We start from the raw sequence: 13,656 nt of genomic DNA on the forward strand, positions 1-13,656 counted from the left end.
TAGATATCTGATTCACAAAGAAAATCTGGTCCGAAATGATGTTAACTTAATAGATTTTCAAATCCCCACCGCTGAACTTGTTTCGGTTGCTCAGTCTTTTGAAGTTTGAATCTCAGACCATGAAACAAGTTCCTGCCGAAGGAGGAGAAACAACTTAAGGGAGGGGCAAATGGCCAATTTCGGCTAACGCAGTAAGAACACAAAGCCTTTACGTTCATTGCGGCGCCGAAAGGTTCAAGCGAAGGAACATATTTCGCTTGGAAAAAATAGGAAGATCTCAATTAACTGAGCTAAGGCATTGATACCTGAGACAACAAAAAACTCTAGCTTCAATGACCTATGGATAATTTTGCGAACAGAGTGAAACCCAACGGGCTTTTGCCATATGCTGCATCCAGCGCATTGGGCTTGGCGAAGGCCGACGCCGAGCCGCCCAGCGCCAGGTTTAGCGGGCCGGTTAAAGGCAGGCGATAGGCGTAGCCCGCCTGAAATTTGCTCACACGAAATGGCACTTCGTGTAGAGGGCTGAGGTCGTCCGGAAACAGCTCGTCATTCTTCACATTTTCGAAGCGGCCAAAGACGCTGTGATGATCATCAATATCCCAATTGGCCTCTAACAGATAGGCCGTCAGCGTCGGACCCGGATCACGGTTCTTGGCCGAGAAAGCGGCGGTCGCTGTCAGACCATTGCCGTTTGCATAATGCGCGCTGGCGGTGGTGCGATGTTCATTCTCGTCGGGGTGGATGGTGAATTCCGGCTGCTTCAGAAATCCGTGGCTGACCTGAATGGCCCAATCTGGCGATGGGGTGAAGGCTGCACGGAGCGACCAACTGTCGAACCTCGGTTTTTCAATGTTCCAGCGGTCTTCATCTGGTTCGCGACCTGTGAACAGTGATGCTTCTACTTGGAATTTCTCGGACGAAAAACCAAGCGTGGCAACGCCATAAGTGATGTGGCTGCTGTCGAACCAGTGGTGGGTGATCGGCGCTTCGGGGTTCAGTTTGGCCGATCCGCGGTGCATGAACGCCGATGGTCCGAGTGCAGGTTCGCCTACCGGTCCACCATAAAGGTACAGGCTGCTGCCTGAGGCAACATCGATATCGATCCGGGCGGCGAGTTCCATGAACAGGTCATGGGGATGTTGGCGATCGACCAAAGGTTCGCCTCCCGCTGTTTCGCCGATGGCAAATAAACTGGGATAACCGCGATTGGACATTAGCGGTTCAAGGCTGAACATTGATTTGAACTGGAACCGACCGCCCTCAAAGGACCGTTCTGCAGTCAACATCGCCATCGATTGCACATAAGTCTTGTCGTCACCGCGCGGGCCGGACTGGTCAGTGTAAACACCCCATACATAACCATGTGTCATAACCATCCAGTCATGGGCAATTTCGAGATGCAGCCCATGCATGCCACCTTCATTCCCGGGCAGCCGCGAAGTGCCGGAGCCTTCTGCAGAAACTGAAATCCGGCGGTCTGCAATTACGACCTCACCTTCCGGTTCAGTTACGGCATGCCCCATTTGCGAATGGTCCATCTGGCCATGATCCTGAGCCGCTGCGGGTACCGACAGGCAGCCCAAAGACGGGGCGAACAATGCCCAAAAGACTGTTCTGCCCCGATCTGAAAACGCCATTACTTTGCCTTAGACATTGAAACGGAACAACATGATATCACCGTCTTTGACGAGATATTCCTTGCCTTCTGAACGCCATTTACCAGCTTCTTTCGCACCTGCTTCGCCATTATACTGGACATAATCTTCAAAGGCCATGGTTTCGGCGCGGATGAAGCCTTTTTCGAAATCGCTGTGGATTGCCCCGGCGGCATTAGGGGCAGTCGCCCCTTTCGTCACGGTCCATGCCCGAGCCTCTTTGGGGCCGACTGTGAAGAAAGTGATTAGGTGCAAAAGTTCATAGCCCGATCGGATAACCCGCGCCAGACCCGTTTCAGTCAGCCCGAGATCCTCCAGAAAAACCTCTCGATCTTCGGCGGGCATGGTTGAAATCTCCGCTTCGATAGCGGCAGATACGACAACCGCTTCAGCGCCTTCCGCCGTCGCCTTATCAAAAACCTTTGCCGATAAAGCGTTACCGTTCGCCGCGCTCGCCTCTTCGACGTTACAGACATAGAGCACCGGTTTGGCCGTCAGCAATTGGGCCATCTGGAAATGGCGCTCTTCTTCGGCATCGTCGCGTTTGGTCAGTCGCGCCGGCTTGCCATCCCGCAACAGGTCGAGTGTGCGACTTAACACTGTGGCGCTGATTTTAGCTTCCTTGTCGCCTTGCGTGCCTTTTTTGACCAGGTTTGGAACCCGCTTTTCCAGCGATTCCAGATCTGACAGCATCAATTCGGTTTCCACCGTTTCGGCATCCGAGATTGGGTCTATCTTGTTGTCGACATGCTGAATATCGTCATTTTCAAAGCAACGCAAAACATGGACGATGGCATCCACTTCACGGATGTTGCCCAGAAACTGATTTCCCAGGCCTTCGCCTTTAGAGGCACCACGCACCAGGCCTGCAATGTCAACAAAGCCAAGTTGCGTTTCGATAATCTTCTGGCTGCCACCAATTTTGGCAATGCTTTCCAAACGCGGGTCGGGCACGGCCACATTACCGATATTTGGTTCAATCGTGCAAAACGGATAGTTGGCAGCTTGCGCGGCGGCAGTTTGCGTCAGTGCGTTGAACAGGGTGGACTTGCCCACATTGGGGAGCCCCACAATACCGCATTTGAAACCCATGATAACCTACTCTTGACTTGGACTGGAGGAGCGCCTTTAGCGCCTGAATTCGAAAAAGGGGAGCAAAATGGAACAGCTTTGGTCAGGCCTTGGAATCTTTCTGGATTTTGCGACAATCATCGCATCGGCTTTGGCGGCATGGTTCTGGTATCTGGCCAGTATCCAGACCGTGCACAGGGTCCACGCATCCGAAACTTTCGACTATCATGACCTGAACCGGATTATCGTAGTCATCAATCGCAATTCCATGCGAAGCCGCAGGGGCGCATTGGCGAGTGCGGTAGCGGCGGCACTTTTGGCAATTGACCTGGGTTTTTATCATCTGATGGCGCTGTGATGGCATCAGCCCTGAGAAAATCGCCTGCGGTCTTCGAGCGTTCTTCGTTTTAGATCGAGCCCAACCAGAGTTGCAGATCTAGCGGACTGCGGAGGCGGATGACCTTTGCATCATGGCCCCGCAACCGCGCTTCGGTGCGTAAGCGAGGCCCGCTGTTCCAGCGAATCAGATAGATAAGAAAACCGATATCAAGACGCTCAGGGCATCCCTCGGTCATGTCGGGGCGGCTTCGTCCGCGATATGTCCAAATGCGTTTGAGCAATCGTGTGACGCACAGGGCAATCGGATAGTCCAGATAGATGACGGTGTCTGCCCGCGATAAGCGCGCTGCCAATGTACCGCCATAAGTGCCATCTATCAGCCAGCGCTCGGTTGCAACAATGACGGCCAGCTTGTCGTGCAATTCTTCCTTGCTACTTTCCACCCAGCCGGGTTTCCAATTCAACTGGTCCATATGATAAACAGGCAAGCCCAGCTTTGTCGCCAATGTGGTAGATAGCGTCGATTTCCCCGCACCGCAGGGACCAATAACGAGCACACGTTCCACTGGTCTATTCCTGCAACCGAAGCGCCACGTCATTCATGAAGCGCACATCATCGCCCTTGGCGAGCCAGTCAGCTTCGGCTGCCAAGGCGCCCAGCAGGTCAGCCAGGTCGTCGATTTCGCTTTTATGGAAGTTTCCAAGCACATAACCCGTGACGCGGTCCTTGTGGCCGGGATGACCGATGCCCAGGCGCACCCGGCGAAAATCTGCACCGATATGGTCAATTGCTGACCGGATACCGTTATGCCCGGCTGCCCCGCCGCCAGACTTCACCTTCACCTTGAACGGCGCGAGATCGAGTTCGTCGTAGAATATGGTAACTTGCGCCGGCTCCAGCTTATAAAAATCCATGGCGGCACGTATGCTGCGGCCGCTTTCATTCATGAAAGTGGCGGGTTTCAGCAATATGATTTTTTCGGAACCAAGCCGTAATTCCTGCACCCAGCCCTGAAATTTCTTGGCGGGCAATGGCAGGTCGTGGATTTCGGCAAGGGCATCAATCGCCATGTAGCCTATATTATGCCGGTGCATAGCATAGGTGGGTCCGGGATTACCAAGGCCTACCCATAGCTGCATCGCGGTGTTTCCTCGCGGGAATATCCGGGGCGGACCGAAGTCCGCCCACAGGAAAAAACATTAAGCTTCAGCGCCACCGTCAACGGTGGTGTCACCATCACTCGATTTGAGTGCGGAAGGAGCAACGATCGTCGCAATCGTGAAGTCACGATCGGTGATCTTGCTTTCCGAACCAGCGGGAAGCTTCACATGGCTGATGTGGATCGAATCACCCACGTCGAATCCGGTGACGTCGATCTGGATGTCGTCAGGAATCTTGTCATTTTCGCACACGAGCTCCAGCTCATGACGAACAATGTTCAAAACGCCACCACGCTTCAGGCCGGGCGATGCATCTTCGTTGACGAAAACAACTGGTACTTCGACTTCTACCTTTGCACCTTTGACGATACGAAGAAAGTCAACATGGGTCGGACGATCTGAAACCGGATGGAACGCAACATCCTTCGGGATGGTGATCTGTTTCTTTCCACCAAGGTCGATCTCGACCACGCTGTTCGAAAAGTGGCCGGTCATCAACAATTTGACGAGTGCCTTTTCCTCAACATGGATGAGTTCGGGGTCTTGTTTGTTGCCGTAAATTACAGCGGGTATCCGGTTTTGACGACGCAAATCGCGGGAGGCTCCCTTGCCAGCCCGTTCGCGCGTCTCGGCCGACAAAGTCAGCTGATCGCTCATGATAAATCTCCAATAAAGTTTCGCTTGCCGTCACGCCTCCAGGGATGACCACGAACGGCAAGCGCGCGCCTATATGCCGGCTTTACGCCAAATGCAAGCTTTGTCCTCGGTTCAGGACAGCGCCTTGTACAGGCTGAACATACTCGTGGCGATCAGAACAATGCTGACAGCGAAAAGAAGCCTGCGGGGTTGAATTCGCTTGGCCACCAACGCGCCCAGCGGCGCAGCCAACAATCCACCGATCAGCAATCCGCCGGTCACAACCGTAAAGGCCTGAAGTCCTATCGTCATGATAAATGTGATAGAAATAGAGAGAGTCAGACAGAATTCTGCGGTGTTGACGGTGCCAATGGTTTTGCGGGGGTCGCTACCCTGAATGAGCAGGTTGGACGTCACAACAGGCCCCCAACCGCCACCACCCGATGCGTCTAAAAAGCCACCGACCAGTCCTAAAGGAATTGTCACCTTAGGATCGCGGGTTTTGTGGTCGTGCGAAAATGTAATGGCTTTGTATAACAGGTAAAAGCCGATCAATGTCAGGTACAGCATCACAAGCGGTCGGGCGGCTTCGGTATGAACGCTGGCTAGAAGATAAGCGCCGGCACAGCCGCCAATGATGCCAGGAATTGCAATGCGGCTGAACAATCGCCAGTCTACATTTTTGTGGAGAATATGACTGATGCCTGATGCGCCTGTCGTGAACATCTCCACAAAATGTACACCAGCTGACGCCCGCGACGGGGCGACGCCCATGACGCTAACCAATAATGTGCTGCAAATTACGCCGAATGCCATACCCAGCGCACCGTCGATTAGCTGGGCCAGAAAACCAACTGCTATATAGGGTGCGATTGCTCCCCAATCCAAATTCACCACGAAATCGAGCATTTAGTCATCCCTTGCCTTGCGGGTCTATTGGCGGGTTATCACTCCGGCCGCATAATCATTGCCAAATCGATTTGCTACCGCATTAACCCTAATAGTCTCACTTTTACCATATTTGCCTACCGCGTCAGAACCGGTAGGTTTAAGGTCTTTCAATAATATTGCAGTCGGCTCCCCCCGACACGCTGTCCTTAATCTCAACTAATTTAATAGACAATAAGATTCGGACGTTTTCCTTGAATTAAGCGCTTAACGGTTCTCTTTGTACGGTATTGGGACGAAAGGAGTTATTCAGCCGCCTGCAAAAAGGCATCTGCCTCCACACTGTCGGACAGGTTGATTGAATCGAGCAAATTGGCGGTTTTGTCCCGCACTTGCAGCATCAAGGCGCGGGTTCGGCAATTTTCTTCTTCGACGCAATTTCGGCACCGCTCATGCGCGTACCTGCTGGCGCAAGGCACGAGAGCGAGCGAACCACGCATGATCCGTATCAAGTCACCGTAGCTGATATCGATCGGTGGAACACCTAACCAGTAACCGCCATCCTTGCCACGTTGGGAAGCCACCAGACCGGACCGGGTCAATTCGGAAAGGATGACAGTCAGAAATTTAGGAGGAATCTTCTGCGCTTCTGCAATGTCGGCCAACTGCACGGGACCTTTGCCATGAAAATCAGCCAGATGCTGCATGGCGCGGATGGCATAGCGTGTTTTTTGCGACAGCATGGGATATCTCTGCGCCTTGTGCGTCGGTTTTTCAACCCCGTTAGTAGACAAATAGTGAATGGGTTTTGAAAGCTACTTGCAAGGTGCAACGCGGTTGCATTTCGGAAAACCCCGGAATAGCGTTCCATATGATTTGCAAACTTAAGACGGCCGGAGAATGACATGAATACGAACCGGCGAGAGATACTGGCGGGGTTGGCGGCGATATTGTCTGCTGCCCCGACCTTGGCAATGCAGGGCGGGCCTCGGCCTGGTTCAATTCATCGAAAACCTGCGCGGTTGCGGGCGGGCGATACGGTCGGCCTTATTGAACCTGCGTCGGCCAGTGATGAACCATTCCAGATAGAATTGGTCGAAGAAGCAATCGTGGCAATGGGGCTTAAGCCCAAACGTGCCGCGCACATTCTTGACCGTTACGGCTATCTGGCCGGTCGGGACAAGGACCGGGCAGCGGATGTTAATGCCATGTTTGCCGATAAGGACGTCAAAGCAATTTTCGCCGTGCGTGGTGGATGGGGAAGCGCGAGATTATTGCCCTTTTTGGATTGGGACGTCATTCGCGCCAACCCGAAATTGCTAACGGGATTTAGCGATATCACTGCGCTACATATGGCGATTGCGGCCAAGGCGGGTTTTACTACATTGCACGGCCCCAACGCAGGAAGCGCATGGGGCAAAGCGTCTTGGGACGCATTTTACCCCATCGCCTTTGATGCCGCGACGCCCATTTTGGCGAATCCCGAAGGTGGCGAGGACCGGCTGGTGCAGCGCCGTTGGCGGACGCAGACCATAACATCTGGCAAAGCAAAAGGCCGATTGCTCGGTGGTAATTTAACCGTGCTGACAGCTCTTGTGGGCAGTGGTTATCTCCCGGATTTCAACGGCGCGATCCTGTTTCTCGAAGATGTTGAAGAGGCCGAATATCGTATCGACCGGATGCTGACACAGCTTGGACTTGCAGGTATCTTGAAAAATCTGGCGGCTGTGGTCTTTGGACAATGTACGAGTTGCACCGGCAGCAGCAGTGGCGTCTATGGCGGATTTACCTTGAATGATGTGCTGCGCCAGCATTTGGGCGGGTTGGGCATTCCGGTCTATTCCGGTGCATGGTTCGGCCATATCACTGACCAGTTTACGCTGGCACAAGGCGTAATGACCGAAATTGATGCCGATGCAGGAACTTTGCGGATGTTGGAACCTGCGGTTTCCTAAACCACGGCTTGTGTCAGAAGAAGCGCGGCTGTGTTGTTGAGAATATGCAGCAGGATGTTGGTACGCAGCGACCCTGTGCGGTGGTACAGATATCCAAAGGCTATGCTAAGCGACATCAGGCCCGGAATGGCATAGGGCTGTAAATGCACCAGTGCGAAAGCGAATGACGAAAGCAGGATAGCCGCCCAGACCGGCACAAAGCGGGTCAGCGCATTTTGCAAAAACCCGCGAAACAGCAATTCTTCCACCAACGGCGCTGCAATGGCGAAGGCAAAGAAACCCGCGATGATGTTGACCGGCGTGCGTGGAATGCTCGCCAGCATCTTGGCCATTTCTTCCTGCATACCAATGCCGGGAATGACATAATGGGCATATAAAAAATTGAACAGCATCGCGCCAACAACCAAAATGAACGCCAGTCCGAAGGTTCTTGCGAGCGGCATCGTGCCGAAGCTGTCGAGGCCAATTTTTTTGAAGCGGTTGTCTTTTCGAAGGTACAAAAACATCAGGGACAGCTGAATGATGGCGGAAGCCACAATGCCCCATAACACCGCCAGTCCTTTATGTGCGCCTGCATCGGCAATCTGTGTTCCTCCACTGACCGCATCGACCGCTATAAAGATGGCGGTACAAATTAGTTGCAGAACGAAATACAAGACGATCCAGCCAATTGTCGGAAAAATACCGGGAAAAATGCTTGGCTTTTGGGCAAGCGAAGGATCGGAAATTTCCTGCATTTTAACCTGCGATCTGGTTTCGGGCACTATCACCATCCCTCAAAATAAATAAGGGCCCGCATCATGCGAGCCCTTATCCCGTGGCAGATTAGCGCTTAATATGCCACTCTTTCCGCGGTCAATCCATAGGCGGGGAGCAGGGACTGAACGCTTGTAGGACCGGCCAGATGTCCGGTGCCGACCGCCATGAAAATAACGCCGGGTTTGTCCATTTCGGCCTTGATCCATTTGGCCCAATTGGCATTTCTTTTGGTAAGCAGCGCATCATAAATCAGGCGGCTGCTTAGGCCTTCATTCATCAATTGACCCAGGCCGTCAGGGTCCGGCGCGCCCCATAATTCTACCATTTTGCCCATCATCTGTTCGGCATCACCAATGGCTTTGGCCGAAGTCATAAGAAAACGGATCTGCTCTTCTTCCGGCATATTGTCGAAAATGCCGAGTTGATATTCCATGGTTTCAACGCCGCTGATAGGCTTTTTAACCGCATTTGCCGCAATGCTTAGCTGCTTTTCAACGCCGCTATTGATGTCGAAGCCCAGCTTTTGAATCGCAAGAACGGACATGGTCACCGCCGCCGCCCAAGGATCGAACGGGTCGAGCGCCTGCGTCGGCAATCCGATCTTCGTCAGCGCCGCTTCATAGACGGCACGGTCGGCGTCATTCATTTTGGACCGCAGCGTTTTTCCGGTCTGGTCGATGGCCAGCTTGCCAAAAAGTGCCTGTGTTTCAGCCGCAGGCGGTTCCACCATTTCAAGGACTAACCTGTCGGATTTATCAAAGGCGGCTTTGACCCCATCGTCAAACCAGTTGAGGCCGGGCTTCAAGATGTGAACAGTGCCGAACAGATAGATCGTAGTGTCTTCGTCTTTGACAACCCACAGCGCCGGGTCGACGTCCTTTGGTGTCGGTGGAACGGCTTTGACGGGGTCCAGCGCTTCGACGGCCGCAGGCGCTTCGGTTTGCGCTATGGCTGATGGTGCAAACAAAATCGCCGTTGAAATTAAAAGGGTCTTTATAATTGATGACATGACTTTCTCCTGTGAAACGCACTTTGAGGAAATGAACGATAATTTTCGGAATGTCAGTGGTATTTCTTCCAATACCAAACAGCGGACCATAAAAGCGCAAATATCATGAAAATAGCGGGTCCATTGGGTTCGGGCGCGATTCCGCCACGCCATAACATCCACCAGGTCGGTGCTCCGATAAGATAAGTGTACGCGGCATAATAGCCACCGTCACGATAGGCGCTGGCTTCTTGTTCATCGATGGCTCGCTTGTGCCAGAACCATGCAACGACGGGCATGATGACCGCCCAGAAGAACGCCAGCAGGATTGCGATAGCGGGCGCAATCGGGCTGTCCGAAAAAACTGCCAATGCGGAAGGTTCTGAGCCCACGATGTTGATGTCGTAAAAGGCCAGCAACAAACCGATGACACCACCGCTAAAGCAGCAGCCCAAAATAATGTTTCGATTGAGCTTTTCCCGGTTGGTGAGCATGTCACCGCTTGCCCGGAACTTTTTGCTGTTGATCCAGACAAAATAGGAAAGGCCGGCAATAATCGCCGAGAAAACGGACATTGCGACAATGCCGGACATACCCAAAGGTCCGCCACCTTGGGCGTTATGCTGTGCCATATACCCTGCGATCGCACCCGCAGTCATGACGATGCCGAGTGCGGACAGGATTATCCACATAAGGGGGCGGCCGTTGGATTCGGCCATGTCATCACTATCGGTCATCTTTGCCTCCGCTGAATTCATCATCGAAAATCTCCTCAATGGGTCGCCCGAACAGACGCGCTATTTTGAATGCCAGCGGCAAGGACGGGTCATATTTGCCTGTTTCAATTGCGTTCACTGCCTGACGGGATACGTCGAGACGTTCACCTAGGTCCGCCTGACTCCAGTCACGCATTGCCCGCAAAACTTTCAATTGGTTTTTCATGTCAGGTTAGGCTGTCGTTCTGTCATGTTTACCTTACTAAACTGATTCGCGGATAATGTCAACAAGACCTTACATAATGCTATGCGAGGCTGACAAAATGCCGTCACGCCGTCCAGAACCTTGATTTAGCGCCTTATCTCGGCCAAGGGGCTGGCCATGTCTGAGGTGGCACCATTAAGTTTTCAGGACCTGATCCTGACTCTCCATGATTATTGGGGTAAGCAGGGCTGCATCATTTTGCAGCCTTATGACATGCGCGTCGGGGCAGGGACTTTCCATCCCGCAACGACCTTGCGGGCGCTCGGCCCCGACAGTTGGAACGCCGCCTATGTGCAGCCTAGCCGCCGCCCCACCGACGGGCGTTATGGCGAGAACCCCAACCGGTTGCAGCATTATTACCAATATCAGGTCATCATGAAGCCCAGCCCCGCCAATTTGCAGGAGCTGTATCTGGGTTCGCTCGACGCCATCGGCATTGACCCGTTGAAGCATGATATCCGTTTTGTCGAGGACGACTGGGAAAGCCCGACTTTGGGGGCATGGGGTCTGGGCTGGGAAGTGTGGTGCGACGGTATGGAGGTGACGCAGTTCACCTATTTCCAGCAAATGGGCGGCTTTGATTGCAAGCCTGTCGCGGGCGAGCTCACCTACGGTCTTGAGCGTCTCGCCATGTATATCCAGGGTGTCGACAGCGTCTATGACCTGAAATTCAACGATCATGGCGTCACCTACGGCGATGTCTTCCACAAGAATGAAGTCGAGTTTTCGACCTATAATTTCGAAGTCGCCGACACCGCCGCGCTGTTCGACGGCTTTGCCAAGGCCGAGGCGGAATGTCAGCGGTGCATTGCGGCGAGTATCCCGCTCGCGGCCTATGACCAGGCGATTGAGGCCAGCCATTTGTTCAACCTGCTGCAGGCCCGGGGCGTTATTTCCGTGCAGGAACGTGCATCTTATATGGGCCGTGTCCGCGATCTCGCCAAAGGCAGTTGTCAGGCGTGGATGGAAAAGAATGGATGGACGGAATAATGGCCGACTTCCTTCTCGAACTTCTTTCCGAAGAAATCCCTGCGCGGATGCAGGTCAAGGCCAAGGAAGACCTTGCGCGGCTTTTTAACGAGGCGCTGGCCAAGGCTGGTCTTGCCGCGCAGTCGGTCGAAACCTTTGCCACGCCGCGCCGTCTGGCGCTGATTGCCAAAGGTTTGCCGTTGGCAACCGAGGCGGTGTCCGAAGAAACCAAGGGTCCGAAGGTCGGCGCGCCTCCACAGGCGATGGAAGGCTTTTTGCGAAAAACCGGTCTGACACAGGACCAGTTGGTGGAGCGCGATGGCATCTATTTCGCTGTCGTCGAAAAGCCCGGGCGCAACACGGCCGACGTGCTCGGTGACGCGATACCCGCAATCATCCGCGCATTCCCTTGGCCCAAGTCGCAACGCTGGGGCGCGGCGTCGATTTCGACCGAAAGCCTGCGTTGGGTTCGCCCGTTACAGGGCATTATTGCTCTGCTCGGCAATGATATCGTGCCCTGCGCCATTGATGGCATCGAAAGCGGACGCCACAGCATGGGGCACCGGTTCCATTCGCGCGGCCCCATCGAAATCGCCAATGCCGACGCCTATGTCGAGGCGTTGCGCGCGGCGCATGTGATCGTCCACTTCTCCGAACGCTGCACGCTGATCCGTGATGGGGCAAAGGCCGCGGCTGAGGCTGCCGGTCTGGTGCTGGTGGATGATGAAGGCCTCGTTGCCGAAAATGCCGGACTGACAGAATGGCCGGTGCCGATGCTCGGCCGGTTCGATCCTGCCTTTCTGGAGGTTCCGCAAGAGGTCATCCAGCTAACTGCCCGGGTGAACCAGAAATATTTCGTCTGCCAAACTCCCCACCCGCTTGCGGGAGGGGCCGGGGACGGATCAAGTTCGGAAGCGGCGTTACCCTCCCCTAACCCCTCCCGTAAACGGGAGGGGGATCTTGCCAATGCCTTTGTCTGCACCGCGAACATCGTCGCGAACGATGGCGGGGCCGCGATTGTTGCGGGTAACGAAAAGGTATTGGCCGCACGGTTGAGCGATGCGAAATTCTTCTGGGAACAGGATCTGAAGGTTCCGCTCGATGAACAGGCCAAAAAATTGGCGCAGATTACCTTCCATGAAAAGCTGGGGACGGTTGCCGACAAGGTAGAGCGCGTCGCCAAACTGGCGCGCTGGTTGGTTGAAGAGGGTGTCGTCAAAGGAGCGAATGCCGACGAAGCCGAGCGCGCAGCGCGGCTTTGCAAAGCCGACCTCGTCACCGGAATGGTTGGCGAATTCCCCGAACTGCAGGGCATCATGGGCGGCTATTATGCCCGCGCACAGGGTGAAAGCAACGCCGTCGCCGATGCTGTACGCGATCATTACAAACCGGTCGGGCAGGGCGACGATGTGCCGACCGCGCCGGTCACGGTGGCGGTGAGTTTGGCGGATAAGCTGGATACGTTGCTTTCGTTCTTTGATATTAAAGAATTTCCAACAGGTTCGAAAGATCCATTTGCTTTACGGCGCGCTTCAATCGCTATTATAAGATTGATAATTAATAATAATCTTAAATTACACACAGACGCACCAATAGAGTTTTGGTTAGGTCAATCTGATCCGAAAGCCCAACTAAGCGACCATGATATGGAACGCAGGGGGTTGTTGACCATAGTTCAAGATTTTCTCGCAGACAGATTGGCGGTGCAGCAACGTGAAGCGGGGATTCGTCACGATTTCGTTTCTGCGTCTAGCGATTGGCTCGGGCGAGGTGATGGGCGATTAGATAGAATCGTGATTCGTGCCGAGGCGCTGCGAGGCTTCGTGACAACCGACGAAGGCGCAAATCTTCTGGCCGGTTACAAACGTGCGGCGAATATCCTGAAGCAATCGGGTGATGACAAAAACAACCGTCACCCTGAACTTGTTTCAGGGTCTTATTCTGCAGACGGCGAAAATACTAAGATGCTGAAACAAGTTCAGCATGACGGTTTGAGTGATGTTGAAATTGTGCTTAAATCAGCCCTCGACACCGCTGAACCCAAGGCTGCGGCTGCCGTTGATACCGAGGATTTTGAAGGTGCAATGGCCGTTTTGGCTAGTTTACGTGCTCCCATCGATGCGTTCTTCGACGCCGTGATGATAAATGACCCTGACCCCTCAATCCGCGCCTTCCGGCTGGGCTTACTCGCGCGGTTCCGCGATGCGGTGCACAGGGTTGCGGATTTTTCGAAAATAGAGGGATAATTTGC

At 53.8% G+C, this 13,656-nt stretch carries 15 protein-coding genes; 4 read left to right on the forward strand and 11 right to left on the reverse strand.

Annotated elements, in window-relative coordinates; genetic code table 11:
- Positions 1 to 329: 329 nt before the first annotated feature.
- Both EUU23_RS01055 and ychF read right to left on the reverse strand, forming a co-directional pair.
- Positions 330 to 1,640: a hypothetical protein gene (locus EUU23_RS01055; RefSeq protein WP_246155992.1), complete on the reverse strand. Its 1,311-nt coding sequence runs from the start codon at positions 1,638 to 1,640 to the stop codon at positions 330 to 332.
- Between the two features lie 9 nt (positions 1,641 to 1,649).
- Positions 1,650 to 2,750: a redox-regulated ATPase YchF gene (ychF, locus tag EUU23_RS01060; protein WP_160352287.1), complete on the reverse strand. Its 1,101-nt coding sequence runs from the start codon at positions 2,748 to 2,750 to the stop codon at positions 1,650 to 1,652.
- 67 nt (positions 2,751 to 2,817) lie between these two features.
- On the opposite strand from ychF, the gene EUU23_RS01065 reads away from it, so the two are divergent.
- Entirely contained in the window at positions 2,818 to 3,087 is a 270-nt protein-coding gene (locus EUU23_RS01065) for a hypothetical protein (protein WP_160352288.1), read from the forward strand.
- Positions 3,088 to 3,136: 49 nt separating this feature from the next.
- On the opposite strand, the gene EUU23_RS01070 is transcribed toward EUU23_RS01065, so the two are convergent.
- The 5 genes from EUU23_RS01070 to EUU23_RS01090 all read right to left on the reverse strand — a co-directional run bounded on the left by EUU23_RS01070 (position 3,137) and on the right by EUU23_RS01090 (position 6,496).
- Complete coding sequence (locus tag EUU23_RS01070; protein ID WP_160352289.1) at positions 3,137 to 3,634, reverse strand: P-loop NTPase family protein; 498 nt, start codon at positions 3,632 to 3,634, stop codon at positions 3,137 to 3,139.
- A 4-nt stretch (positions 3,635 to 3,638) separates the two neighbouring features.
- Positions 3,639 to 4,208 (reverse strand): aminoacyl-tRNA hydrolase, encoded by a 570-nt coding sequence (pth, locus tag EUU23_RS01075; RefSeq protein WP_160352290.1) that lies wholly within the window; start codon positions 4,206 to 4,208, stop codon positions 3,639 to 3,641.
- 60 nt (positions 4,209 to 4,268) lie between these two features.
- A complete protein-coding gene (locus EUU23_RS01080; protein ID WP_160352291.1) occupies positions 4,269 to 4,886 on the reverse strand; it encodes a 50S ribosomal protein L25/general stress protein Ctc in 618 nt (205 codons plus the stop codon).
- 111 nt (positions 4,887 to 4,997) lie between these two features.
- Complete coding sequence (locus tag EUU23_RS01085) at positions 4,998 to 5,774, reverse strand: sulfite exporter TauE/SafE family protein (protein ID WP_160352292.1); 777 nt, start codon at positions 5,772 to 5,774, stop codon at positions 4,998 to 5,000.
- Positions 5,775 to 6,058: 284 nt separating this feature from the next.
- Positions 6,059 to 6,496, reverse strand: coding sequence for an RrF2 family transcriptional regulator (locus EUU23_RS01090; RefSeq protein WP_160352293.1), 438 nt, complete (start codon positions 6,494 to 6,496; stop codon positions 6,059 to 6,061).
- Between the two features lie 162 nt (positions 6,497 to 6,658).
- Between EUU23_RS01090 and EUU23_RS01095 the strand changes: the two genes are divergently transcribed.
- On the forward strand, positions 6,659 to 7,708 hold the full coding sequence (locus tag EUU23_RS01095) for a S66 peptidase family protein (protein ID WP_160352294.1): 1,050 nt from the start codon (positions 6,659 to 6,661) through the stop codon (positions 7,706 to 7,708).
- On the opposite strand, the gene EUU23_RS14320 is transcribed toward EUU23_RS01095, so the two are convergent.
- From EUU23_RS14320 to EUU23_RS01115, 4 genes are all read right to left on the reverse strand, one after another.
- Positions 7,705 to 8,472, reverse strand: a complete 768-nt coding sequence (locus tag EUU23_RS14320; RefSeq protein ID WP_160352295.1) for a CPBP family glutamic-type intramembrane protease — start codon at positions 8,470 to 8,472, stop codon at positions 7,705 to 7,707. The genes EUU23_RS01095 and EUU23_RS14320 overlap by 4 nt on opposite strands.
- A 68-nt stretch (positions 8,473 to 8,540) precedes the next feature.
- Complete coding sequence (locus EUU23_RS01105; protein ID WP_160352296.1) at positions 8,541 to 9,476, reverse strand: TraB/GumN family protein; 936 nt, start codon at positions 9,474 to 9,476, stop codon at positions 8,541 to 8,543.
- 53 nt (positions 9,477 to 9,529) lie between these two features.
- A complete protein-coding gene (locus tag EUU23_RS01110; protein WP_160352297.1) occupies positions 9,530 to 10,216 on the reverse strand; it encodes a hypothetical protein in 687 nt (228 codons plus the stop codon).
- Positions 10,182 to 10,397: a helix-turn-helix transcriptional regulator gene (locus EUU23_RS01115; RefSeq protein ID WP_160352298.1), complete on the reverse strand. Its 216-nt coding sequence runs from the start codon at positions 10,395 to 10,397 to the stop codon at positions 10,182 to 10,184. The genes EUU23_RS01110 and EUU23_RS01115 overlap by 35 nt, the downstream gene beginning before the upstream one ends.
- Before the next feature lie 156 nt (positions 10,398 to 10,553).
- Here EUU23_RS01115 and EUU23_RS01120 point away from each other — a divergent pair, with 156 nt between their 5' ends.
- Both EUU23_RS01120 and glyS read left to right on the forward strand, forming a co-directional pair.
- Positions 10,554 to 11,426 carry a glycine--tRNA ligase subunit alpha gene (locus tag EUU23_RS01120; protein ID WP_160352299.1) on the forward strand — a complete coding sequence of 291 codons (873 nt, stop codon included), beginning with the start codon at positions 10,554 to 10,556 and terminating at the stop codon, positions 11,424 to 11,426.
- The gene (gene glyS, locus EUU23_RS01125) at positions 11,426 to 13,651 is read left to right on the forward strand and encodes a glycine--tRNA ligase subunit beta (RefSeq protein WP_160352300.1); all 2,226 of its coding nucleotides are present in this window, start codon (positions 11,426 to 11,428) and stop codon (positions 13,649 to 13,651) included. The genes EUU23_RS01120 and glyS overlap by 1 nt, the downstream gene beginning before the upstream one ends.
- Positions 13,652 to 13,656 lie beyond the last annotated feature (5 nt).

The organism is Sphingorhabdus profundilacus, from assembly GCF_009769755.1.
In the GTDB taxonomy this organism is placed as follows: Bacteria; Pseudomonadota; Alphaproteobacteria; order Sphingomonadales; family Sphingomonadaceae; genus Sphingorhabdus_B; species Sphingorhabdus_B profundilacus.